Here is a 24561-nt window from a genome sequence, read left to right on the forward strand (position 1 = left end):
CATGATCAAACTCTTCAATTAAAAGTTTGATGCTCAAAGAATGTTTTACTGGCCGTAACGCTTTTTTTGCCACTTTGTCGGCCTTTTATCGCCTTCTCCGTCGGCTAAAATAACGTTACTGCTTATTAGTTCATATATGAATTAACTGTTTGTCACTCTTTAAGACTTAATCTTCAAATAGTTTTTGATGATGTCTTGCGAGTGCCCACACAGATTGTCTGATTAATTGTTAAAGAGCGTGCGACTGGAGTCGCGAGGTGGCGTATACTACGCTTTTCACCTTAAATTCGCGTTATACTTTTATTCACTTGTTGATGAATAAGACGCGATAACAGGAAGGGCATTATAGGGGGTTTTCTGAAACTAACAACTATTATTTGCATTTTTTCTGTTTAAGTGCTCATTTATTGTGCTAACGTTGCATTGAGTTGAGTTGATAGTATCGGTACGAGTTGCAAACAGCTTAAGCTAATTACGAGCTTTAATTAAGATTATTGAATTCGTATAATATTATTGAAGAGGTAAATATTACCTCTTCAAATAGGATTAACAATTCGATTTTATTTATTGCTTAGCAACAATAACACCTTTTTTGATATCTAAAGTTACTTGTTTGCCAGGCACTAACTTACCTGATAGCATCTGTTCAGCCAATGGATTTTCTATCTCTTGTTGGATCGCACGTTTCAAAGGACGTGCACCAAATACCGGATCAAATCCCGCTTCACTCAATTTTTCTAATGCCGCTGGCTTGATTTTTACTTTATAACCTTGCTCTTCCATACGCTTATATAAACGTGATAGTTGGATCTGCGCAATGTCTGTAATTTGCTCTTTATTAAGTGGATGGAATACCACAACTTCATCAATACGGTTAATAAATTCAGGTCGGAAACTACGGCTAACAACTTCCATGACAATCTCTTTCATTTCGTTGTAACCCAAACTACCAAAACGTTCTTGGATCAAATCAGAGCCTAAGTTTGATGTCATAATAACAACTGTATTACGAAAATCGACAGTTCTTCCTTGCCCATCAGTCAATCGTCCATCGTCCAGAACTTGTAATAAAATATTGAAAACATCGGGATGCGCTTTTTCAATTTCATCAAGCAAAATAACAGAATAAGGACGGCGTCGGATTGCCTCGGTTAAATAACCACCTTCTTCATAGCCTACATAACCTGGAGGTGCACCAACTAGTCTGGAAACTGTATGTTTTTCCATAAATTCGGACATATCAATGCGCACCATCGCATCATCACTATCAAATAAAAAATTTGCCAGTGCCTTACATAGCTCAGTTTTACCAACACCAGTAGGACCTAAAAATAAGAATGAACCAATAGGTCGATTTGGATCTGATAAACCAGCACGACTACGCCGAATAGCATTAGATACTGCGTCAACAGCTTCATTCTGGCCAATGACACGCTTATGCAGATCCTGTTCCATGTGAAGTAACTTTTCACGTTCACTTTCTAACATTCTGGAAACGGGAATGCCTGTCCAGCGTGCTAATATTTCAGCAATCTCAGCATCAGTCACTTTATTACGCAACAACTTCATGGTTTTACTTTCCGCTTTGGTAGCAGCTTCAAGTTGTTTTTCTAATTCAGGAATTTTACCATATTGCAATTCTGACATTTTAGCTAAATCACCACTGCGCCGGGCCTGTTCCAAACTTATACGTGCATTTTCTAATTCTGCTTTTATATGCTGTGTACCAGTAAGCTCTGCTTTTTCTGCTTTCCATTCTTCTTCTAGCTCTGAATATTCCCGTTCTTTTTCCGTCAGCTCTTCTTCTAACATTTTAAGCCGTTTTTTACTGGCTTCATCAGATTCTTTTTTTAGTGCTTGTTGTTCAAGTTTTAATTGAATAACCCGACGTTCTAAGCGATCAAGGGCTTCCGGTTTAGAGTCCATTTGCATCCGTAAGCTAGCACCTGCTTCATCAATTAAATCTATGGCTTTATCAGGTAGCATACGATCCGAAATATAACGATTTGATAAACTGGCAGCAGCAACAATGGCAGGATCAGTTATCTGTACATGATGATGCAGTTCATAACGTTCTTTTAGTCCCCTTAATATTGCTATGGTGTCCTCGACAGTAGGTTCAGCGACATAAACTTTTTGGAAACGACGCTCTAATGCCGCATCCTTTTCAATATACTGACGATATTCATCAAGTGTAGTTGCGCCGACGCAATGTAATTCTCCTCGTGCTAGTGCCGGTTTTAACATATTACCGGCGTCCATCGCACCTTCAGTTTTACCTGCACCAACCATAGTATGCAATTCATCGATAAACAGAATCACATTTCCTTCTTGCTTGGCCAGATCATTCAAAACAGCCTTTAAGCGCTCTTCAAATTCGCCGCGATATTTTGCGCCAGCCAGCAAAGCCCCCATATCTAAGGAGAGAACACGTTTATTTTTCAACCCTTCGGGGACTTCACCATTAACAATGCGTTGAGCGAGACCTTCGACAATCGCGGTTTTACCAACTCCTGGTTCACCAATTAAAACCGGATTGTTTTTTGTTCGGCGCTGGAGAACCTGTATTGTGCGGCGGATCTCTTCATCACGTCCAATAACAGGATCGAGTTTGCTTTGTTCGGCTCTTTCTGTTAAATCAATTGTGTATTTTTTAAGTGCTTGACGCTGCTCTTCAGCACTTTGATCATTAACATTTTCACCACCACGCATTTGTTCTATCGCCTTTTCTATATTTGCTTTATTGGCTCCCATCGTTTTAAGCGTATCTGCTAGGGAGGTTTTGGCATCAAAAATTGCCAGAAGAAATAACTCTGAGGAAATAAACGTATCACCGCGCTGTTGTGCCAACTTATCACACAAATTTAAGTGCCGAATAAGATCATTTGAGGGTTGGATATCACCCGCCGTGCCATGCACTTGCGGTAAGGTATTGAGAATATCGTTTAATTTATTACTTAGTTGACTGACATTGACCCCGATCGATGTCAATAAAGGACGTAAAGTACCGCCTTCTTGATCTAACAAGGCAACGAGTAAATGTACTGGTTCAATAAATTGATTATCTTGTCCAATTGCTAAAGATTGAGCATCAGCTAGTGCTTGTTGGAATTTGTTGGTAAGACGATCCAAACGCATAATACCTCCAAAATACAATTACAAACATTTATGCAGATTAAATGAGGTTTTATTTCACATTATTCAAGTTAGTTACGATAAAAATCAACTATTGATATAAAAATAATAACTAATATTGTTAAAGATTTATTTTAACCAAATCAGTGATGCCATTCGTCCTGTTACGCCATCACGACGATAGGAAAAAAAACGCTTTGGCTCACTCATCGTACAATAGCTTCCACCATAAACATGTTTGACACCAATTGCATTCAATTTCAAACGTGCTAATAAGTAGAGATCGGCTAGATACTTACCATTATCAGAAGCTTTAAAGCCTTGCGCTAATTCTGCATGATTTTCAATAAAAGCACTCCTCACTTCACGACCTACTTCAAATTTTTCCGCGCTAATTGCCGGTCCTAGCCAGGCCATAAGAGCGCGCGGCGGTGATCTAAATTGCTTTATTGCCTTTTCTAGGATCCCATCACACAAACCTCGCCAGCCAGCATGTACGGCAGCAATTTCTGTGCCTTGTTCGTTACAGAGTAAAACAGGCAAACAGTCTGCTGTCATCACGACACACACCTGTCCTAGTTCACAACTGTAGGCGGCATCCGCTTGCAGATTACCCTTTTTTTCCTTAGCCAAATCGATAATACGCGTGCCATGTACCTGATTAAGCCAGCTAGGCTGGGTGGGTAGTTGTGCAATTTTCATTAAGCTATTGCGATTTTGTATCACTAATCGCGGTTGATCACCAACATGTAGCCCTAGATTAAAACTGTCATAAGGTGACAAACTGTCGCCACCAATACGCGTTGTGCTACAAGCCATGACTGTTTCAGGTTGCGGCCAGTTCGGATATATTAAGTTATCCATTTACCAATCCATCTCATCTCTGTGCATCATTGCATCAGTTTTGAGTATATTAATTAGTATAACCATATCTGCAGGAATATCTGCGTGCCACTCCATTTCAATACCCGTTAGAGGGTGATATAAACGTAACATCGTGGCATGGAGCGCCTGACGATTAAAATTGCTCATAATTTGACGAAACTCTTCTGAGACACCTTTTAAGGGCCGTGGACGACCACCATATACCGGATCGCCAACTAAAGGATGATTAATATGTGCCATGTGAACGCGGATTTGATGCGTTCTACCTGATTCTAGCCGCAATCTAAGCCTGGTATGGGCGCGAAAATGCTCCATTACCCGATAATGGGTAATAGCGGGTTTGCCCATCGGATGGATAGCCATATGTGTTCGCTTAGTTGGGTGACGAGCAATCGGCTCATCTACCGTTCCCCCAGCTGTCATACGACCATTTACTACCGCTTCATATTCACGAGTAATTTCTCTTCGCTGCAAAGCTTCTACTAAATGAGTTTGAGCAGGTATCGTTTTTGCAATCACCATTAACCCAGTAGTATCTTTATCAAGCCGATGAACAATTCCAGCTCGTGGAACATTAATAATCTCAGGATAACGATATAAAAGTGCATTTAGTACCGTTCCATCTGGATTGCCAGCACCAGGATGAACCACTAAATCACGAGGTTTATTTATAACAAGAATTTCGTCATCTTCATAAACAATATTTAGTGGAATATTTTGTGGCTGCCAACGCATATCTTCTTCAATCAGTACATCAATAGCAATTTGTTCACTGCCAAATACTTTTTCTTTCGGCCTATTTATAATTTTGCCATTTACCAGCACTCTATTATCTAAAATCCACTCTTTTATTCGTGAGCGAGAATAATCAGGAAATAATTCAGCTAATGCTTGGTCTAAACGTTGGCCAAGTTGCGATTCTAGAATTTGTGCCTGAAGTTGTAATTGTTGAGCCATAAAATTATCTACAGTAAAGTTTACATTTTGACGGCAGTGCCGTTTTAATTAAAATATGTGCTATTGTAACTCATATTTCGTTAGGGGGCTTTATGGAGATCGCCCAAAAACATTCAGAGGAAACAACCACGTGATTATACGTATAAAATATCTGCTGGCAGCAGCCACATTGAGCTTACTTGTTACCGGATGCTCCAGCAATAAGGATGCTGTACCAGAAAGCTCTCCCACTGATATCTATACCAGCAGTCAAGAGAAACTACAAAGCGGTAATTATAAAGGGGCTATAAAGTTATTAGAAACCCTCGATAATCGTTATCCATTTGGCCCTTATGCCCAACAAGCTCAATTGGATATGATTTATGCCTATTATAAATCAGCTGAGCTACCATTAGCGATAGCAACTATTGACCGATTTATTCGCCTTAATCCAACACATCCTAATATTGACTATGTTTTGTATATGCGTGGTCTTACAGCACAAGCGTTAGACGATAGTGCACTACAAGATTTTTTTGGTATTGATCGTTCAGATCGCGATCCTCAACATGCGCTTGTAGCCTTTAGAGACTTTAGCCAGCTCGTTCGTTTTTATCCAAATAGTATTTATGCAACAGATGCTAGCAAACGTTTAGCTTTTCTAAAAGAACGTTTAGCAAAATATGAGCTTGCTATTGTTAAATATTATAATAAACGTGGTGCATATGTTGCTGTTATTAATCGCACTGAACAAATGCTAAAAAATTATCCCGATACCCAGTCAACACGCAATGCATTAAAATATATGGAGATAGCCTATAATCAGTTAGGCTTAAGCCAGGAAAAAAATAAAGTTGCAGCATTAATCGCAGCTAATCCCGCCTAACGGCAAAATAATCGCTAACATTTATTGATTAAAAACAGCAAAGCTATTTTGCTGTTTTTTTATATTAATCTGTAAAAAATAATTTTAGCTAGATACTAATTTTTTAAACTGATAAAAATAGATCAATCCATCAATAATGCAAAAAACGAGTATCTTATGCAAGTAACAAGCATTTTTTTGATAATACATCCACACTCCCATCATTACTTTAGCAAGAGAGCAAATAAAACCGATCAAGATCACGTTTTTTCTATTAATTATCGCTATCCTGAAAATATTTATAACTCAATGACAAGTGAGGTAGCGATATGATAGTAAGTATAACAAGTAAGTGCATAGAAATTACACCTGCTATACGTCACCATATTGAAGAACGTTTGAATAAACTTAGCAAATGGCGAGTTTCTTTAATTAATCCTCACATTGTGCTGTCAAAAGAGCCTCAAGAGTTTATTGTCGATGCCAATATTCATACACCGAATGGAAAATTATTTGCTAGTGCAAAACATAGTAATTTTTATATTGCAACCAATGAATTAATAAATAAACTAGAAAAACAACTTAATAAGCGTCAACATAAAAATGAGGCCAGACGTGCTTACCCAACGGCAAAAGAGATAGATCTAGCCGTACAGCCATAACCATTGTGCCATTTTATTTTTCTCTAAGCGCACTTTTATAAGTGCGCTTTTTATTATTCTATTTGTTTTGCTTAACATAAAAATAAGCTTGATAATTCATGTTGATTAAAACATTATTAATAATCTAGCTTAATCCTTACACTTACTGAGTTTTTTGTTAGTTTCTTGATAATTATGATCAAGGCGTTTTTATTCTCATTCATCAGACAATAATAAAAATAAAACAGCAGAGAAAATAATTATGGACAGTATATCTAATCTATTAAACATGCAGAAAAAAATAGATCAACTTGATAGCTTATTATTAAATTTACTGGCTGAACGACATTATTTAGCAACTCATATCGCTCAAGCTAAATTAAAACTGCAGCAGCCTATTGATGATATAAACCATGAACAGCAATTACTAAATAGATTAATAGCTGAAGGGAAGAAACAAGGCTTAGATAGTTTTTATATTACTCGCCTTTTTCAAATCATCAACCAAGACGGTGTGTTAACTCAGCAAGCTGTTTTTCAGCAACATTTAAATCCGATAGAAAATGATTCTGTCCGAATTGCTTTTTTAGGACCCAATGGATCCTACTCTCATCTTGCAGCACGCCAATATTCAGCGCGCCATTTTAGCCATGCTATCGAATGTAGCTGTGATAAATTCCAAGATATCTTTGCTTTAGTTGAAACAAAACAAGCTGATTATGGTATTTTACCTTTAGAAAATTCCAGCTCAGGGGCAATTAATGACGTTTACGATTTGCTACAAAACACCCAACTTTCGATCGTCGGCGAAATGCGATTACCCATCAATCACTGCCTACTAGCGATAACTCAGGTGCCGTTAGAAAACATTGAAACGGTATATAGCCATCCACAACCATTTCAACAGTGCAATCAATTTCTACAACAATATCCTAATTGGAAAATTGAATATTGTGACAGTAGTTCCAGTGCCATGCAAAAAGTGGTTGAAATTGATTCAGCTAACGTAGCCGCATTGGGTAGCGAAATAGGCGGCGCATTATATGGCTTGACCATTCTTGAACATAATATCGCTAATCAACCCAATAATATGACACGTTTTATTGTTATCGCGCGTAAAGCTGTACAAGTTTCAGCACAAATTCCGACTAAAACAACATTATTGATCGCAACCAGTCAACATGCGGGTGCTTTAGTCGATGCATTATTAGTACTGAAAGAGCATAATATTGTTATGAGTAAATTAGAATCCCGTCCAATTAACAATAAACCATGGGAAGAGATGTTTTACATTGATGTGCAGGCAAACTTACGCTCATTAGATATGCAACATGCATTAGAAAAATTAACTGCAATGACGCGCTCAATAAAAATTTTAGGCTGCTACCCAGCTGATAATTTAGTACCTAGCGGTGTTGCTAACTAAAAAACCGGTTGTATAACCGGTTTTTTAAAAGTATTAATAACAGTAAATTAACGACTAATATCATTAGCTTGTTGTAATAATGCATTACTTTCTTGCATTAACTGTTTAGCATCCTGACCAAACCAGTGACTAATTCTCTCGAATTGAGAAATAAACTTTTTCTTATCTCGATCTTTAAGCAATGACACCGAATGACCAAAACTTTGATAATATTTAATAATCAAATCAATGTTTTCATCGGATGTCATAATAATATCTGCATAAAGTTGTGGATCTTGAGCAAACAGACGTCCAACCATTGCTAACTCTAATCGATATATAGGCGATGAAAGAGTTAATAATTGTTGAAGATCGACTTTTTGTTCAGATAAATATTGTCCATAAGCAAAAGTAGTAAAATGGCGAAGCGCCTGAATAAATGCCATACATTTATCATGTTCCGTGGCATTAATTTTATGTAATCTGGCACCCCAAACCGTCAATTGTTCTAATAGCCATTGGTATGCTTGTGGATTTCTTCCTTCACAATAAATAATTACCTGTTTAGCAATGCTATTGATATCTGAGCCGAACATGGGATGTAAGCCGACAACAGGCCCATTATGCACTGATAACATAGCTTCAAGCGGTTGCTGCTTAATAGAAGAAATATCCATCAATAATGTATCTTCAGACAACTTCAGCAATCTATGGATAACTTCTATCGTTGAGTGGATGGGGACACTAATCATGACTACGGCAGCATTAGCCAATAATTTATCTGCTATATCCCAATCTTGTTCGCGCAGACTATAAACCTCATAGCCAGAGAGAGTAAATAATTGACTAAATAATTTTCTCATCCGACCTTCGCCACCCACAATAATAATAGGCCCTAGATCAGCATTTAGTTTTTTAAAGCCTTGATTATTTTCATGCTGGTATGATTCACGCATAATACGGCGTAAAATATCTTCAATCAGATCAGGGGCAATACCTATTTTTTCCGCTTCTTTGCGACGCGCTTCTAACATTGAAGCCTCGCGCTCTGGCACATAAATAGGTAACCCTTGTCGGCTTTTTACTTCACCCACTGCCGACACTAATTTCATTCTTTTTGCTAGTAATGCGAGTAATGATTTATCGATTTCGTCAATCTGTTGACGTAATTGTAGTAATTCTGCTGACATCAATTTACCTTGTATTAGCTTGCTTTTTCTAAGGTCTTAATACGCTCTTTAAGTACCGAGTGAATTTTAGTATGTAATTTTCTTAATATTGCGTCTGTTGTTTCCCAACTAATACAAGCATCAGTGACAGAAACGCCATATTTCATTTTAGAACGTAATTGTTCTGAAGATTGACTTCCTTCATTAATATGACTTTCAAGCATCATACCTGTAATTGACCGATTACCATGTGTTATTTGCTCTATAATCGATTCCACCACTAACGGTTGACGACGAAAATCTTTTCTCGAATTACCATGGCTACAATCAATCATTAAAGAGGGTAATAAATTAGCATTGCGCATCTGTATTTCACAATTTGCAATATCTTGCGCATTATAATTTGGCTTTTCCCCTCCCCTTAAAATAATATGACCGTCAGGGTTACCTTGCGTTTGTAATAAACAAACTTGACCTGATTGATTAATACCCATGAAGCAATGTGGCATCGCTGCTGCTCTCATTGCATTAATTGCCGTAACTAAATTACCATCAGTACCATTTTTAAAACCCACGGGCATAGAGAGTCCAGAAGCCATTTCACGATGTGTTTGTGATTCAGTTGTTCTAGCACCTATAGCGGACCAACTAAATAAATCGCCTAAATATTGTGGAGTATTTGGATCAAGTGCTTCTGTTGCTAATGGCAATCCCATATCCACAAGCGATAACAGTAAGTTACGTGCAATATGCAGCCCTTTTTCCATATCAAAAGAACCATCCATCATCGGATCACTGATCAGACCTTTCCAGCCGGTAGTGGTGCGAGGTTTTTCAAAATAAACCCGCATAACAATATATAAACTATCACCAAGTTCTGTTGCTAACTGTTTTAAACGATGGGCATATTCCAGCGCTGCATCCACGTCATGGATAGAACAAGGACCACAAATAACTAACAGCCGTGGGTCACGATGCTGAATAATATCAGCAATAATTCGGCGAGAATGAGTAATTATTTGCTGATTCTTGTGAGCCAATGGATAATATTTTTTCAGCTCTTTCGGTGTAATTAAAATCTGTTCATCAGAAATATTAACATTATTAAGCTCATCTTTTTGCATGATCATTATCTTTACCTGTTTAACTTTTTATCCTGCATTGCATTACACCGATTTGAGGTTCAGCTATACGATAACATGAACTGTAAATATTACAATCCATTGGTGACAACATATAGTAACATTTACTTTACCAATAAAATAAAAATGGAACAAAAATATATAATTAAATGAAAAATAAATAAAAAAATTTCAATTCTATTATTAAGAAAAATATTTTTATGTTTATAAAAAATTACACAAAAGATTTAATAAAATAATGACTGATAATGCAATAAGCTGAAAAAAGATAATAAAAAAAGCTCGCAGTTTTGCGAGCTTTAAAGATTTTTAGGATGTAGCGAAAAGCGAATTATTTAGTATTCAAGCGCTCTTTAATACGAGCTGCTTTACCAGAACGCTCTCGCAGGTAATACAATTTAGCTCTGCGAACAGCACCACAACGTTTAACTGTGATACTATCTATAACTGGTGAATGTGTCTGGAATACCCGCTCAACACCTTCACCATTAGAAATTTTACGAACAGTAAATGCTGAATGCAAACCGCGGTTACGAATCGCGATAACCACGCCCTCGAATGCCTGCAAACGTCTTTTAGAACCTTCAACCACCCATACCTTAACTTCTACGGTATCACCTGGACGAAATGAAGGAATATTTTGCTTCATTTGCTCTTGTTCAAGCTGTTTAATAATATTGCTCATAATTACTCTCTTACCCTAGGTAAACTGATATATACAAGACAGTGTGATACAATGTCTCAATTAATACGTTGCTGTTCTTCATATTCCTGTTGGAATTCTGCCAACAACATTCTCTGCTCGTCAGTCAGAGCTAGGCTTGTTAGAAGTTCAGGCCTTCTAAGCCAAGTTCGGCCTAGTGACTGTTTTCTTCTCCAACGCTCTATTTCAGCATGGTTGCCCGACAATAAGACTCTCGGAACTTCCATACCTTCTAACACCTCAGGACGGGTATAGTGAGGACAATCAAGTAACCCAGTCATGAAAGAGTCCTCTTCCGCTGATGCATGATGACCTAATACACCAGGAATAAACCGGGAAATTGAATCGATCATGACCATTGCTGGTAATTCTCCTCCACTAAGAACATAATCACCAATTGACCATTCTTCATCAATTTCGGTTTCAATGATCCGTTCATCAATACCTTCATATCGACCACAAACTAAAATAAGCTTTTTATTTGCCGTCAATTGGCAAACACCTTGCTGATTAAGTTTGCGCCCCTGTGGTGAAAGATAAATTACTTTAACATCTTCACCGATCTCAGATTTTGCTGCATGAATGGCATCTCTAAGAGGCTGTACCATCATCAACATACCTGGACCGCCGCCATAAGGGCGATCATCTACAGTGCGGTGCCTGTCGTGAGTATAATCTCGCGGATCCCAACACTGTATATTCAATAGGCCATTTTTAACTGCGCGACCTATCACCCCATACTCGGTTATTGCGCGAAACATTTCTGGAAACAGGCTAATAATCCCAATCCACATCTTGCGTTCCACTCATTCAACCTACAACTGGCGTTTAAAAACCAGGATCCCAATCTACTTCAATTATCTTAGTAGTAAGATCAACGTTTTTGACCACCTGCTCATCAAGAAACGGTATCAACCGTTCTTTAATACCGAATGCATCTTTCAGATTTGCTTTAATTACCAGCACATCATTTGAGCCTGTTTCCATTAAATCCTGAACAAAACCCAAACTATAACCTTTAGTAGTTATGACTTGGCAACCAATCAGATCTTTCCAATAATACTCATTACCTTCAAGTACAGGTAGTTGTGCTGAATCAACGATAATTTCGCAATTAGTCATTGAGTTAGCAGCACTTCTATCATCAATATGCTTTATTTTGATGATAATATCTTGGTTATGATGCTTCCAACCTTCTAATTCCAGTTGTTGCCACTGACCAGAACGTTGAATAAACCAAGGCTGATACTCAAATATATCTTCGGTATATTCGGTGGATGAAAAAACTCTGAGCCAACCACGAATGCCATGCGCAGAGCCTAATTTTCCTAATACAATAGGATTAACAGGGATCTTAAGGCAAACCTCTTTGCTCATCACCACCACCGTAGTAAATTAAGCAGCTTTTTTTGCTTGTTTGATCAGTGTCGAAACACGATCAGAAACTGTTGCACCTAAACCAACCCAATGCTCTACACGATCTAAATCTAAACGCAATTCTTCCGCGTTACCTGATGCGATAGGGTTAAAAAAACCGATACGCTCAATAAAGCGACCATCACGTGCATTACGGCTATCAGTGACAACGATTTGATAAAATGGACGCTTCTTTGCGCCACCACGAGCTAAACGAATTGTTACCATAACATCCTCATTAGTTAACAAAACAACCAGACTCTATCGAGGAATAGAGTCTGGTTGTCATATAAAAAGCCCCAAGATTCTACTCTTTTTAAGATAAAAAGCAATCAAAAGTACGAATTGTTTATTTAATGCTTAGTTGTTAACCGCCAGGGAAACCCGGTGGCATCATACCTTTCATCCCGCGCATCATCTTAGCTAATCCGCCTTTTTTCATTTTCTTCATCATGCGTTGCATATCATCAAACTGCTTTAGTAGCCGGTTAATATCCTGTACCTGTGTGCCAGAACCAGCTGCAATGCGTCTCTTGCGTGATCCTTTAATAATTTCTGGTTTTTGTCGTTCTTTCGTGGTCATCGAACTAATAATCGCTTCCATTCTGACCAACATATTATCATCCATTTGTGATTTAACCGCATCAGGAACTTGGGATATACCTGGCATTTTACTTAGCATACTCGCCATACCACCCATATTGCGCATCTGTTTAAGCTGCTCAAGAAAATCATTTAGATCAAAACTATTCCCTTTTTTAAGTTTATTAGCAAGCTTCTCCGCCTTTTCACGGTCAACTTTGCTTTCTATCTCTTCAATCAGCGATAAGACATCGCCCATACCAAGGATACGAGAAGCAATCCTGTCAGGGTAAAAAGGCTCTAAGCCCTCGATTTTCTCCCCTATTCCCAAAAATTTAATGGGTTTACCGGTAATATGACGGATTGATAATGCGGCACCACCACGAGCATCACCATCAATTTTCGTTAATATGACACCGGTTAACGGCAATGTTTCATTAAAGGACTTAGCGGTATTAGCCGCATCTTGCCCGGTCATTGCATCAACAATAAATAGGGTTTCAATTGGATTAATGGCGCGATGGATCGCCTGAATTTCTTCCATCATGGCTTCATCAACATGTAGACGCCCAGCAGTATCGATGATTAGCACATCATAAAATTTTAATTTTGCATGTTGTAGCGCATTAGTCGCAATCTCAACAGGTTTCTCACTTGAGGTGGATGGAAAAAAATCAATTCCGACCGTTTGAGTGAGTGTTTCTAATTGCTTAATAGCAGCAGGACGATAAATATCAGCAGAAACGACTAAAACTTTTTTCTTCTGTTTTTCTTTTAATAATTTTCCTAATTTAGCCACAGTGGTAGTTTTACCCGCACCTTGCAAGCCAGCCATAAGAATAACGGCGGGCGGTTGTATGGCTAAATTTAAAGCGCTGTTCTCCTCACCCATCGCTTTAGTGAGCTCATTTTGCACAATTTTAACGAATTCTTGGCCTGGTGTTAGACTTTTATTGACATCTTGACCTACTGCACTTTCTTTTACCGATTGAATGAATTCGCGTACGACTGGCAAAGCAACATCAGCTTCTAATAGCGCCATGCGAACTTCACGTAATGTTTCTTTAATATTGTCTTCAGTCAATCTTCCACGGCCACTAATATTGCGCAATGTACGCGAAAGTCTGTCAGTTAAATTATCAAACATGTGCTTAACTCAATTCTGTTAAAGGGATCTGCTGTCAGTTAATTTTTTATTATAACACGATGATAATTCAATCTCTGCATCGAGTTTCATAAGAATAGTGATCAACAGTTGGAGGCAATGCTGGCAAACGCTATACTAACTTACTTACATTTAATAAATTAGCTAATTAATAACATTATGTCAGTATTCGCTATTATCGCCATTAGTTCCTATTTTTTGAGTGTGCTACTCATTATGCCAGGTTTAGCTGGTAAACAACAAATTTACGCCAGGCTGACACTCGTATTAGCGGTTATTGCTCTGGTAAGCCATGGTATCGCATTAAAAACATTGATCTTTGTTAGAGAAGGCCAGAACTTAACCTTGTTAAATTTAGGCTCTACCGTCAGTTTGTTAATCAGTATTATTATGACCATTGTTGCCTTTAATGGCCGCGCCTGGTTCCTATTACCGATCGTTTATAGTTTGTCTATTATCAACTTATTATTAGCAACCATTATGCCTGGTGAGTTTATCACCCACCTAGAAGCAAGTGTGACAACTTTTATTCATATCGGGCTAGCATTATTAGGCTATGCAACCCTGATTATTGCCGCTTTATATGCACTACAATTAGGTTTATTAGATTATCAATTAAAAAATAAAAAATTAATATTTACACCGGATATACCACCATTAATGGTTATTGAGCGTAAAATGTTTCACATTATCCAAGTTGGGGTCATTTTACTAACCCTTACCCTCGGGACAGGAATGATTTTTATGGATAATGTTTTTAATAAAGAAAACATCCATAAAGCTATTTTATCCATTTGTGCTTGGGTAATTTACCTTATTTTGTTATGGGGTCACTTTCATCACGGATGGCGCGGTAGAAGGGTAATCGTTTTTAATCTGATTGGCGCATTCATTTTAACATTGGCTTTTTTTGGTAATCGATTGCTACTTCATGTAGTAACCATTTAATTTTTAGATTAATTTACAATTAACTGATGAACAACATAGGAATTTTACCTTGGAGCAAGTCTCAACCAGTACTTTAATCATCATACTTATTGTCATGATTATTTTATCAGCCTATTTTTCTGCCTCTGAAACAGGAATGATGACACTTAATCGATATCGATTGCGTCATTTAGCCAAACATGGCCATCAAGCTGCTCGCCGCGTTCAATCATTATTGAAACAGCCAGATCGCTTAATCAGTCTTATTTTGATTGGTAATAATCTGATTAATATTTTAGCCTCATCGCTAGCAACCATTGTCGGAATGAGACTTTACGGCGATGTTGGGGTTGCTATTGCTACTGGTATCTTAACTTTTGTGATCCTGGTTTTTGCTGAAGTGTTACCCAAAACCATGGCGGCACTCTATCCAGAAAAAGTGGCTTTCCCTAGTAGTATTCTCCTTAAACCACTACAGAAATTGATGTTACCCGTAGTTTGGTTATTTAACACTATTACCCTAATGTTCATGCATTTCTTTGGTATTAAATCACCCATTATCAGTAGCGATGCGATTAGCAAGGATGAATTGCGTACGATTGTTAATGAATCCAAAAGTAAACTTTCTCGCCGTAATCAGGATATGTTGATCTCAATCTTAGATTTAGAAAAAGTTACCGTCGGCGACATTATGGTTCCTCGCAATGAAATCGTTGGGATTGACGTTAATACCGAATGGAAATCGATTATCCGCCAATTAACACACTCGCCACACGGCCGAATTGTCCTTTACCGAGATACCCTTGATGATATTATCGGTATGTTGCGCGTGCGTGAAGCTTATCGACTGATGGTCGAAAAGAAAGAATTTAACAAGCAAAACTTAATCAGAGCGGCTGATAAGATTTATTTTATTCCAGAGAGTACGCCATTAAATATACAACTAATAAAATTTCAACGTAATAATGAAAAAGTAGGGATTATTGTTGATGAATATGGTGATATTCAAGGACTGGTAACGGTAGAAGATATTCTTGAAGAGATAGTTGGTGATTTTACTACCTCAATGTCGCCCAGTTTAGCCGAGGAAGTTTTACCACAAACCGATGGGTCTGTATTAATTGATGGTACTGCTAATATACGAGAAATCAATAAAGCTTTTGATTGGCACTTACCTGTTGACGGCGCTAGGACTATTAATGGTTTGTTATTAGAAGAGCTGGGTGACATTCCCATGCTAAATACTGAAATCCTGATAGGTAAGTACCGTTTTGAAGTATTAGCTATAAATGGTAACGTGATCAAACAAGTTAGAGCAATGCCGATTGACTTACCCTTTACGACAGGACGAAAATCATCATAGCTATCGTTTTAGCCCCTTTTACTTTTTATACTAGGCTATTTTAGATGATAACTGAGTTAATTTTTCTTTCGATAACATCAGTTCGCTATTTTTATTAACAACAATGCCACTTTCAATCACATTGCGAGCAATTTGCTGCGCTTCAGCTAAAGAGTGCATTTCATAAGTACCACACTGATATTTATTTAACTCAGGTATTTGATTTTGAGACGTAATCTTAAGTACATCTTGCATGGCAATTTTCCAAGCATCAGCAACACATTGCTCATTAGGTTGGCCTAGTAAACTCATATAAAATCCTGTACGACATCCCATCGGTGAGATATCAATAATCTCTATATCGCTACTATTAAGGTGATCACGCATAAAGCCAGCAAATAAATGTTCTAATGTATGGATGCCTTTCTCCGTTAATAATTGTTTGTTTGGTACACAAAAACGTAGATCAAATACTGTGATCGTATCACCATGAGGAGTCTTCATAGTTTTAGCAATACGCACAGCAGGTGCTTTCATCTGGGTATGATCAACCATTACACTATCAAGTAGTGGCATTAATGTCGCCTCCAAAAAATTATTTTTTTTACAAAATAAATGGAACTTCACATCATATTGCAAGTCTTACTTAGGCAAGACGCGAAAATTGTTATCATCCTATTCTCTAAGAGATTTTATTTTGGCCACTTTAAAGTGGCCATTTTCTTTTATTCTCACCCTGCATGTTTCTGCAAGTAGCGCTCAAAACTTATTTTATCTGCTTGTTCAAGTGCTAATTGTTTGCGAACTGAGGCGTGACGAACATCAGTAAATTCATTAGCCGTTATCACTTCATAAGGTTCATTGCTTAATTGCTGATAATATCTTTTGGCTAACTGTAAGCCATATTGACTAATACTTTGTTCAATCATTGGGGATAATATTTGGCCAGAATAAGTAAGCTCTGGATTTTCAAACATTGCTATCAATTGAGAACAAATTTCACGATATCGGGTATTACCGCTAACATCTAACACATCAGCAACTCTAATTAAATCATCAAATAATATCTGCCCTACCTCTTTTAAGGGCCTCATTGATTCACCGCAACCAACACCGATTATTTGTCCAGGTTTACGACCTTCAAGGATTACTCTATTCCAATTCGTTCGACAACAATTCAACTCTTTTTCATCCATCATGGGTGCATCTGCTAACACACACCAGATTAAAAAGAGATCAAGAAAATGGATCTGAGCTTCATCAATACCAATGGCAGTAAATGGGTTAATATCCAAAGCTCTAACTTCAATATATTCGATTCCTCTTTTTAACAGTGCATCGGATGGCGACTCATCACCAATAAGTACTCGTTTGGGGCGAATCGGCGCATATAATTCATTTTCAATTTGTAAAATATTGGTATTCAGCTGCAAATGTTTGCCATCTTTATTGCATATCCCTAATTTTGTAAATTCGGGCGATGGCTGTTTTATCACTTGTTTAAGGCCAGTAATATAAGTCGATAGATCATTAAAGGTAATTTTCAGATCACTTTGGGATTTGTTGGTATATCCCAAATCACTCATTCGTAGCGATGTGGCATAAGGTAGATAGTAGGTTCCTTGAGCTGTCTTCTCAAAGGGAAGATTCCTGGCATTTCCGCGCAAAAAAGAACCACAAATTGCTGGCGACGCACCAAATAAATAGGGGATAACCCAACCAAAACGATAATAATTACGAATGAGTCTAAAATAACCAGCAGAAATTTTATCCTTACCACTTTCGGCATCGTTAATTCCAACCAACGCTTGCCAAAATTCAATCGGTAAAGAAAAATTATAATGAATTCCTGCAATTGTTTGCATTAACGCACCGTAACGATTCTTTAATCCTTCCCGATATAAAGTTTTAAAACGGCCAATATTAGAAACACCATATTGAGCAAGTTTAATGTTATCTTGGCGCTCTATAAAACAAGGCATACTTAAGGGCCACATCAATTCATGATCAAGATGACGGGCTGTATAACGATGTAAATCTCTTAAAAATGCCAGAACGTGTCCAATATTATTATCAACTGGGGTAATCAATTCCAACAAAGCTTCAGCGAAGTCAGTCGTGATCCATGGATGGGTTAACGCTTTCCCTAAACTATCAGGGTGCGGTGATTTAGCTAATTCGCCTGCTGGTGTAATTCTCAATGTTTCACGTTCAATACCTCGACGAAGACCCTGTAAAATATTAGGCCGTGCCTCTAACCATGATAGCGCTTTTGATACATTCGGGATCAAATCGACCTCCCGTTATCCGTTCGTTATTTTTACTTTTAGAAAAGTTACTTTAGCGTAAATAACTAGAATTGTCGCCGTCTAGTTCATCTAGAGCAAATGACTAAAGTAATAGGTTATTTTATTAATAAACATATTTTAATTATAAAACAAAAAACCCTGTCGTTGATTGACAGGGTTTTATTATATGGCGCATCCAGAAGGATTCGAACCTCCGACCGCTCGGTTCGTAGCCGAGTACTCTATCCAGCTGAGCTATGGATGCAATTTTTGCTTTGCTATTATTAAAGATACGCTAGTTATCCTTAATAAACAATATTCTTTATTCTAAAATTAATGGCGCATCCAGAAGGATTCGAACCTCCGACCGCTCGGTTCGTAGCCGAGTACTCTATCCAGCTGAGCTATGGATGCACTATCAAAATGGCGGTGAGGGAGGGATTCGAACCCTCGATGCAGCTATTAACCGCATACTCCCTTAGCAGGGGAGCGCCTTCAGCCTCTCGGCCACCTCACCATCGAATAGCAACGAGACAATATTGAACCATCTCTCTGTTGCGTGGCGCTCATATTACTTTCCCAGACTTAGAAGTCAAACAATTTTTCCAATCTTTTTACGTTCTTTCGTTCGTTTGCACATTTCACAATCAAGATGAGTAGTTTAACAACGAAATAAAACAATATGGCATTTTATATTCACCAATAAAAAACGTCGAAGTTGGAAGATTAGCAGAAAAAAACAGATCAAAAGTAAGTTCTTATCCTTCAATAAAAGAAACTATTCTAGAGTAGAATAGTTAACCTAAGTATTTCCTTTTTATAAACTTATGATAGCTAATAACTTAATGATTTATTTATAAGCATTTTAAAATGTGTTGGCATCTAACAATTAAAATCCAGTGTTTTATTAATAAATGTAAAAAAATACTAAAAAAAAGACATTTTTTACAATTTATGTAATTGATTTTATAGGATACTAAGCTTGAAAAAATACAGTCATAAAATAGACGGCAATAAGAAACAGCGCTCATTCCATAAATATAATTAACATATACCTAAGAATGAACGCTTTACTAAAAATTACTGATTATTGGGCTGGCTTTTTTCAGCTTGGATCCGTTGATAAATTTCTTCACGGTGAACAGAAACCTCTTTGGGTGCATTAACCCCTATACGTACCTGGTTGCCTTTTACACCCAGCACCGTTACTGTTACCTCATCGCCTATCATGAGCGTTTCACCAACTCGACGAGTCAGAATAAGCATTCTTTGCTCCTTGAAAATTAAAAAGAGTCGGGTCTCTAGGTTTCCCCGCTATTATCCATCACACACCGTGAAAACGTAAAGCAATGATATTCACCTAAAGTATTTAACCTAAAGCAATCATCATACTAATATTGTAGCTAAAAATATAATTTTGTACTTAGGTCATTTAAAAACAATCCGTTAAAGGTTGCATAATTAAGTTATGCAACCTTCATGGTTAACTCAAGTCAAGTGTGAATTAACCCACTCTTCAACTGATGCTAATGCAGCAGGAAGTGCTGTTATATTAGAGCCGCCGGCCTGAGCCATGTCAGGGCGACCACCCCCTTTTCCGCCTACTTGCTGCGCAACAAATGAAATTAAATCACCAGCCTTTATTTTAGCAGTCAAATCATTGGTTACACCAACAATTAGACTGACTTTATCATTACTTATAGTAGAAAGCACAATAATTGCTGATTTTAATTGATTTTTTAAGTCATCAACAATGATACGTAGCTGTTTAGGTTCAGTGTTATTTAATTGAGTAACTAATAAATTTACACCGTTAATTTTTTTAACTTTTTGACTTAAAGAAACGCTTTCTTGCGCTGCTTGTTGCCCTTTTAGTTGATTTAACGACCTTTCTAATAGCTTAACTTTATCTAATGTCGCTTTAATTTTTTCCATTAGACTATCAGCATCACCTTTCATTAATTGGCCAATCTCTGCCAATAACTGAGATTGCAGGTGAAGGTCATCTATAGCAGCTTGACCGGTTATTGCTTCAATCCGACGAATTCCTGCTGCCGTACCCGATTCGCTTTTAATGCGAAATAATCCTATATCGCCTGTCCGATTGGCATGAGTACCACCGCACAACTCAATAGAAAAATCCCCGATACTAAGAACACGTACCTTGGCATCATATTTTTCACCAAAAAGTGCCATCGCGCCTTTTTCTTTTGCCGCATCTAAATCCATTAATGTCGTTATAATAGGGTCATTTTTACGAATTTGACAATTTACGATATCTTCAATTTGGCGTATTTGCTTAGGCGTCATTGCGGCAAAATGAGAAAAATCAAACCGTAAATATTTCTCATTCACTAAAGATCCTTTTTGGCTAACATGCTCTCCCAATACATCACGCAAAGCTGCATGCAACAAATGGGTAGCAGAGTGATTGAGACGAATAGCATTACGACGTTCAATGTCAATTTTTGCTTCAACTGAATTATTTACCGTTATTGAGCCAGTTATCACCTTACCAAGATGTCCAATTGCTTGGGCGTATTTTTGTGTGTCAGACACAGCAAATTGGCCATGGCTATTGCTAAGTATGCCACTATCACCAACCTGACCACCTGACTCAGCATAAAAAGAGGTTTTATCCAGAATAATGATTCCTTCTTCGCCTTGATTTAATACATTGACAGACTTACCATGATGAAAAATAGCTATTACTGTAGCTTGTTGATTGTTATTTTCATAGCCTGAAAAATCACTATGACTATCTACTTTAATGACATCATTATAATCGGTCGCAAAGCCACTCGATTCCCGAGCTCGATATCTTTGCTGCTCCATCGCCGCATTAAAACCTGCCTCGTCGACCTTAATATTACGTTCACGGCAAACATCAGCAGTTAAATCAAATGGGAAACCATAAGTATCATAGAGGCGAAATGCGATTTCACCCGCTAAAGTATCCCCTTGTAATTGCGCTAATTCATCATCTAATAGTTGCAGTCCACGCGCTAAAGTACGAGCAAACTGTTCCTCTTCATTCTTCAATGTTTTTTCAATTGTTGCTTGGTGAGATTTTAGTTCATCAGCTGTGTCACCCATTACCTGAATCAATGGTGCAACTAATTTATAGAAAAAGGTCTCTTTCGCTCCTAACATATATCCATGACGAACCGCTCGACGAATAATCCGACGCAATACATAACCACGTCCTTCATTAGCAGGAAATACACCATCACCAATAAGAAAAGCACTTGATCGAATATGATCAGCGATGACGCGTAATGATTTATTATTCAGATCCGATAAAGCGACCGCTTTAGCAATAGAAGCAATTAATTGACGAAATAAATCAATTTCATAATTTGAGTTAACATGTTGTAATACAGCAGCAATACGTTCAAGCCCCATACCGGTATCAACAGAAGGCGTTGGAAGTGCCTTTAAACTGCCATCAGACTGGCGGTTAAATTGCATGAAAACAATATTCCAGATTTCAATATAGCGATCACCATCCTCTTCAGGTGAACCTGGCGGTCCGCCTAAAATATGTTCACCATGATCATAAAAGATTTCTGTGCAAGGACCGCAAGGACCGGTATCGCCCATTTGCCAGAAGTTGTCAGAAGCATAAGGAGCACCTTTATTATCACCTATCCGAATAATACGTTCGATAGGAATACCAATTTCTTGCTGCCAAATCTTATAAGCTGCCTCATCAGTGTGATAAACGGTAACCCAAAGCCGCTCTTTTGGTAAATTAAACCACTGCTCACTTGTCAGTAGTTCCCAGGCATATTTTATTGCATCCTGTTTAAAATAGTCACCAAAGCTAAAATTACCTAACATTTCAAAAAAAGTATGATGGCGGGCAGTATAACCAACATTCTCTAAATCATTATGTTTGCCTCCTGCACGCACACAACGTTGCGCAGTTGTTGCTCGAGAATACGCTCTTTTATCCAATCCCAAAAATACATCTTTAAATTGGTTCATGCCTGCATTAGTAAACAATAATGTCGGGTCATTATTTGGTACTAATGAACTACTAGGTACAATTTCGTGCCCTTTAGTATGAAAAAAGTCGAGAAACGCTTGACGGATCTCAGCGGTGCTTTTACTACTCATAATTATCCTGAAATCAAGCTGGAAAAACAGATTTATGACTTGATGTGATAAACGCTTTTTTATCATCAACCAAGTTACCGGCGGCGTTTTTACCTAGCAAACCTGAGAAATCCTTAAATTGTTTTATGACTAAATCGGTGACAAGGATCTACTAACTGATGTGTATTAATACATCGCTCAAATGTCCAGGTTTTATAGGTACACCTTTCCCTAAATATATCGTTTTCTAACTAACACAACAACGACTAGTCTGGTTAGTTTAACACAAAAAGATTTAATTATTATGCAGTGAAACTAACACTACATTAACATTATTTCATTATATTTATTTTCCTATTATAGGAACAAAGCTGTTAAATTTTGTCTCCATCTACCTTTAGTAAAACAACTATCAATAGATAACCCCAGTGGCTAATTTCACTTAGTTTAAATTACTTATAAGCTATGAGTTATTAACTAAATAGAAGATTGAGAAAAACGATAGCGTAAGTCTAACACAAGTTAATCAAAAACTGCGCCTATATATATTAAGCCAATAATAACAATTTACTATATATAACAAAACAAAGCACTTTTTGTAAAAAATGAACTAATCATATTCATTAATTGCTAATAATATTGTAAATCCTGTGGCTATTTTATTAAAGTGTATTTCAAATCATAATTTAATCTAACTTATATTAATAACTAATTTATAATAAGCAAAAGGCTATATCCAAATCGAATATAGCCCATAGATTTAATCAATTTTATTTATTAAGTTAAAATTCTTCTGGTAATGAAGTTTCCTCTACCGCTTCTGTTACAAAATCAGAAGCAGCACTACTAAATTCACCAGCATGATTAAGCAGCATAGCACGTAATTTTTTATCTAATTCAGTGTAAATTTGCGGGCGTTCTTTCAAATAGACTGTCGCATTTGCTTTGCCTTGACCTATCTTCTCACCATTATAGCTGTACCAAGCGCCCGCTTTTTCAATCAATTTATATTTCACACCTAGATCGATAAGTTCACTATAGATGTTAATACCCTCTCCGTACAGGATTTGAAATTCTGCTTGTTTAAAAGGAGCCGCAACCTTATTTTTTACTACTTTAACGCGCGTTTCGCTACCAATAACTTCTTCACCATTTTTGACGGAACCAATACGTCGGATATCAAGGCGCACTGAAGCATAAAATTTTAACGCATTTCCACCGGTTGTTGTTTCAGGATTGCCAAACATAACGCCAATTTTCATTCGGATTTGATTAATAAAAATTAATAGCGTATTAGAATTTTTTAAATTTCCAGCTAACTTACGCATCGCTTGACTCATCATACGAGCAGCTAATCCCATATGTGAATCACCAATTTCACCTTCAATTTCAGCTTTTGGTGTTAAAGCCGCTACAGAATCAACAATAATAACATCTACCGCCCCAGACCGTGTTAAAGCATCACAAATCTCCAATGCTTGTTCACCTGTATCTGGCTGTGAGCAAAGTAAATTATCAATATCAACACCAAGTTTTTTGGCATAAATAGGATCTAAAGCGTGTTCTGCGTCAATAAAAGCACAAGTTTTACCTTCACGTTGAGCTGCAGCAATAACCTGTAATGTTAACGTCGTCTTACCGGAAGATTCTGGGCCATAAATTTCAACAATACGACCTAATGGCAAGCCTCCCGCACCTAAGGCAACATCAAGAGATAATGAACCGGTAGAGATAGTTTCTACATCCATAGAACGATCTTCACCTAAGCGCATAATTGATCCTTTACCAAATTGCTTTTCAATTTGACCCAATGCGGCAGCAAGTGCTTTCTGTTTGTTTTCATCAATAGCCATTGTTTA

The 24561-nt window shown here is 37.4% G+C and carries 20 protein-coding genes and 3 tRNA genes; 5 read left to right on the plus strand and 18 right to left on the minus strand.

From position 1 onward, the window contains the following. Nucleotides 1-564 precede the first annotated feature (564 nt). The 3 genes from clpB to rluD all read right to left on the minus strand — a co-directional run bounded on the left by clpB (nucleotide 565) and on the right by rluD (nucleotide 4977). Nucleotides 565-3138, minus strand: a complete 2574-nt coding sequence (gene clpB / locus G468_RS0107885) for an ATP-dependent chaperone ClpB (protein WP_026822666.1) — start codon at nucleotides 3136-3138, stop codon at nucleotides 565-567. Between the two features lie 126 nt (nucleotides 3139-3264). Further along, on the minus strand, nucleotides 3265-3999 hold the full coding sequence (gene yfiH / locus G468_RS0107890) for a purine nucleoside phosphorylase YfiH (protein ID WP_026822667.1): 735 nt from the start codon (nucleotides 3997-3999) through the stop codon (nucleotides 3265-3267). Continuing rightward, complete coding sequence (rluD, locus tag G468_RS0107895; protein WP_026822668.1) at nucleotides 4000-4977, minus strand: 23S rRNA pseudouridine(1911/1915/1917) synthase RluD; 978 nt, start codon at nucleotides 4975-4977, stop codon at nucleotides 4000-4002. Between the two features lie 133 nt (nucleotides 4978-5110). Between rluD and bamD the strand changes: the two genes are divergently transcribed. The 3 genes from bamD (at nucleotide 5111) to pheA (ending at nucleotide 7888) form a co-directional block, all read left to right on the plus strand. Then, nucleotides 5111-5842: an outer membrane protein assembly factor BamD gene (gene bamD / locus G468_RS0107900; RefSeq protein WP_026822669.1), complete on the plus strand. Its 732-nt coding sequence runs from the start codon at nucleotides 5111-5113 to the stop codon at nucleotides 5840-5842. A 308-nt stretch (nucleotides 5843-6150) separates the two neighbouring features. Then, nucleotides 6151-6483: a ribosome hibernation-promoting factor, HPF/YfiA family gene (gene hpf, locus G468_RS0107905; protein ID WP_026822670.1), complete on the plus strand. Its 333-nt coding sequence runs from the start codon at nucleotides 6151-6153 to the stop codon at nucleotides 6481-6483. 241 nt (nucleotides 6484-6724) lie between these two features. Then, a complete protein-coding gene (pheA, locus tag G468_RS0107910; RefSeq protein WP_026822671.1) occupies nucleotides 6725-7888 on the plus strand; it encodes a bifunctional chorismate mutase/prephenate dehydratase in 1164 nt (387 codons plus the stop codon). Between the two features lie 47 nt (nucleotides 7889-7935). Here the strand turns inward: pheA and tyrA are convergent, their stop codons facing one another. From tyrA to ffh, 7 genes are all read right to left on the minus strand, one after another. Then, nucleotides 7936-9057 carry a bifunctional chorismate mutase/prephenate dehydrogenase gene (tyrA, locus tag G468_RS0107915; protein ID WP_026822672.1) on the minus strand — a complete coding sequence of 374 codons (1122 nt, stop codon included), beginning with the start codon at nucleotides 9055-9057 and terminating at the stop codon, nucleotides 7936-7938. Between the two features lie 14 nt (nucleotides 9058-9071). After that, the gene (locus G468_RS0107920; protein ID WP_026822673.1) at nucleotides 9072-10166 is read right to left on the minus strand and encodes a 3-deoxy-7-phosphoheptulonate synthase; all 1095 of its coding nucleotides are present in this window, start codon (nucleotides 10164-10166) and stop codon (nucleotides 9072-9074) included. Nucleotides 10167-10509: 343 nt separating this feature from the next. Further along, entirely contained in the window at nucleotides 10510-10863 is a 354-nt protein-coding gene (gene rplS / locus G468_RS0107925) for a 50S ribosomal protein L19 (RefSeq protein ID WP_026822674.1), read from the minus strand. 56 nt (nucleotides 10864-10919) lie between these two features. Then, nucleotides 10920-11675 carry a tRNA (guanosine(37)-N1)-methyltransferase TrmD gene (trmD, locus tag G468_RS0107930; protein ID WP_026822675.1) on the minus strand — a complete coding sequence of 252 codons (756 nt, stop codon included), beginning with the start codon at nucleotides 11673-11675 and terminating at the stop codon, nucleotides 10920-10922. Nucleotides 11676-11709: 34 nt separating this feature from the next. After that, nucleotides 11710-12258: a ribosome maturation factor RimM gene (gene rimM, locus G468_RS0107935; protein WP_026822676.1), complete on the minus strand. Its 549-nt coding sequence runs from the start codon at nucleotides 12256-12258 to the stop codon at nucleotides 11710-11712. A gap of 18 nt (nucleotides 12259-12276) precedes the next feature. Continuing rightward, entirely contained in the window at nucleotides 12277-12525 is a 249-nt protein-coding gene (gene rpsP / locus G468_RS0107940) for a 30S ribosomal protein S16 (protein WP_026822677.1), read from the minus strand. A gap of 139 nt (nucleotides 12526-12664) precedes the next feature. Continuing rightward, on the minus strand, nucleotides 12665-14026 hold the full coding sequence (gene ffh / locus G468_RS0107945) for a signal recognition particle protein (protein WP_026822678.1): 1362 nt from the start codon (nucleotides 14024-14026) through the stop codon (nucleotides 12665-12667). A gap of 177 nt (nucleotides 14027-14203) precedes the next feature. Between ffh and G468_RS0107950 the strand changes: the two genes are divergently transcribed. Continuing rightward, on the plus strand, nucleotides 14204-14992 hold the full coding sequence (locus G468_RS0107950; RefSeq protein ID WP_026822679.1) for a cytochrome C assembly family protein: 789 nt from the start codon (nucleotides 14204-14206) through the stop codon (nucleotides 14990-14992). A gap of 49 nt (nucleotides 14993-15041) precedes the next feature. Next, complete coding sequence (locus G468_RS0107955; protein WP_026822680.1) at nucleotides 15042-16334, plus strand: HlyC/CorC family transporter; 1293 nt, start codon at nucleotides 15042-15044, stop codon at nucleotides 16332-16334. Between the two features lie 30 nt (nucleotides 16335-16364). Here the strand turns inward: G468_RS0107955 and luxS are convergent, their stop codons facing one another. The 8 genes from luxS to recA form a co-directional block, all read right to left on the minus strand. Beyond that, the gene (luxS, locus tag G468_RS0107960; RefSeq protein WP_026822681.1) at nucleotides 16365-16889 is read right to left on the minus strand and encodes an S-ribosylhomocysteine lyase; all 525 of its coding nucleotides are present in this window, start codon (nucleotides 16887-16889) and stop codon (nucleotides 16365-16367) included. Nucleotides 16890-17044: 155 nt separating this feature from the next. After that, nucleotides 17045-18604: a glutamate--cysteine ligase gene (gene gshA / locus G468_RS0107965; protein ID WP_026822682.1), complete on the minus strand. Its 1560-nt coding sequence runs from the start codon at nucleotides 18602-18604 to the stop codon at nucleotides 17045-17047. Nucleotides 18605-18789: 185 nt separating this feature from the next. Further along, nucleotides 18790-18866 (minus strand) — tRNA-Arg (locus tag G468_RS0107970). A 72-nt stretch (nucleotides 18867-18938) separates the two neighbouring features. Then, nucleotides 18939-19015: transfer RNA gene (locus G468_RS0107975), tRNA-Arg, on the minus strand. A gap of 10 nt (nucleotides 19016-19025) precedes the next feature. Further along, nucleotides 19026-19118, minus strand: a tRNA-Ser gene (locus tag G468_RS0107980). A 563-nt stretch (nucleotides 19119-19681) separates the two neighbouring features. Beyond that, nucleotides 19682-19867, minus strand: coding sequence for a carbon storage regulator CsrA (gene csrA / locus G468_RS0107985; protein WP_026822683.1), 186 nt, complete (start codon nucleotides 19865-19867; stop codon nucleotides 19682-19684). A 222-nt stretch (nucleotides 19868-20089) separates the two neighbouring features. Continuing rightward, the gene (gene alaS, locus G468_RS0107990; RefSeq protein ID WP_034249548.1) at nucleotides 20090-22723 is read right to left on the minus strand and encodes an alanine--tRNA ligase; all 2634 of its coding nucleotides are present in this window, start codon (nucleotides 22721-22723) and stop codon (nucleotides 20090-20092) included. Nucleotides 22724-23484: 761 nt separating this feature from the next. After that, entirely contained in the window at nucleotides 23485-24555 is a 1071-nt protein-coding gene (recA, locus tag G468_RS0107995; protein WP_026822685.1) for a recombinase RecA, read from the minus strand. Nucleotides 24556-24561: the final 6 nt, after the last annotated feature.

The sequence above is a fragment of the Arsenophonus nasoniae DSM 15247 genome, from assembly GCF_000429565.1.
Lineage (GTDB): Bacteria > Pseudomonadota > Gammaproteobacteria > Enterobacterales > Enterobacteriaceae > Arsenophonus > Arsenophonus nasoniae.

Coding starts and splice junctions, on each gene's coding strand:
- clpB (WP_026822666.1), bottom strand. CDS start 3,138: ATGCGTTTGGATCGTCTTACCAACAAATTCCAACAAGCACTAGCTGAT.
- yfiH (WP_026822667.1), bottom strand. CDS start 3,999: ATGGATAACTTAATATATCCGAACTGGCCGCAACCTGAAACAGTCATG.
- rluD (WP_026822668.1), bottom strand. CDS start 4,977: ATGGCTCAACAATTACAACTTCAGGCACAAATTCTAGAATCGCAACTT.
- hpf (WP_026822670.1), top strand. CDS start 6,151: ATGATAGTAAGTATAACAAGTAAGTGCATAGAAATTACACCTGCTATA.
- pheA (WP_026822671.1), top strand. CDS start 6,725: ATGGACAGTATATCTAATCTATTAAACATGCAGAAAAAAATAGATCAA.
- tyrA (WP_026822672.1), bottom strand. CDS start 9,057: ATGTCAGCAGAATTACTACAATTACGTCAACAGATTGACGAAATCGAT.
- G468_RS0107920 (WP_026822673.1), bottom strand. CDS start 10,166: ATGATCATGCAAAAAGATGAGCTTAATAATGTTAATATTTCTGATGAA.
- rplS (WP_026822674.1), bottom strand. CDS start 10,863: ATGAGCAATATTATTAAACAGCTTGAACAAGAGCAAATGAAGCAAAAT.
- trmD (WP_026822675.1), bottom strand. CDS start 11,675: ATGTGGATTGGGATTATTAGCCTGTTTCCAGAAATGTTTCGCGCAATA.
- rimM (WP_026822676.1), bottom strand. CDS start 12,258: ATGAGCAAAGAGGTTTGCCTTAAGATCCCTGTTAATCCTATTGTATTA.
- rpsP (WP_026822677.1), bottom strand. CDS start 12,525: ATGGTAACAATTCGTTTAGCTCGTGGTGGCGCAAAGAAGCGTCCATTT.
- ffh (WP_026822678.1), bottom strand. CDS start 14,026: ATGTTTGATAATTTAACTGACAGACTTTCGCGTACATTGCGCAATATT.
- G468_RS0107950 (WP_026822679.1), top strand. CDS start 14,204: ATGTCAGTATTCGCTATTATCGCCATTAGTTCCTATTTTTTGAGTGTG.
- luxS (WP_026822681.1), bottom strand. CDS start 16,889: ATGCCACTACTTGATAGTGTAATGGTTGATCATACCCAGATGAAAGCA.
- csrA (WP_026822683.1), bottom strand. CDS start 19,867: ATGCTTATTCTGACTCGTCGAGTTGGTGAAACGCTCATGATAGGCGAT.
- alaS (WP_034249548.1), bottom strand. CDS start 22,723: ATGAGTAGTAAAAGCACCGCTGAGATCCGTCAAGCGTTTCTCGACTTT.
- recA (WP_026822685.1), bottom strand. CDS start 24,555: ATGGCTATTGATGAAAACAAACAGAAAGCACTTGCTGCCGCATTGGGT.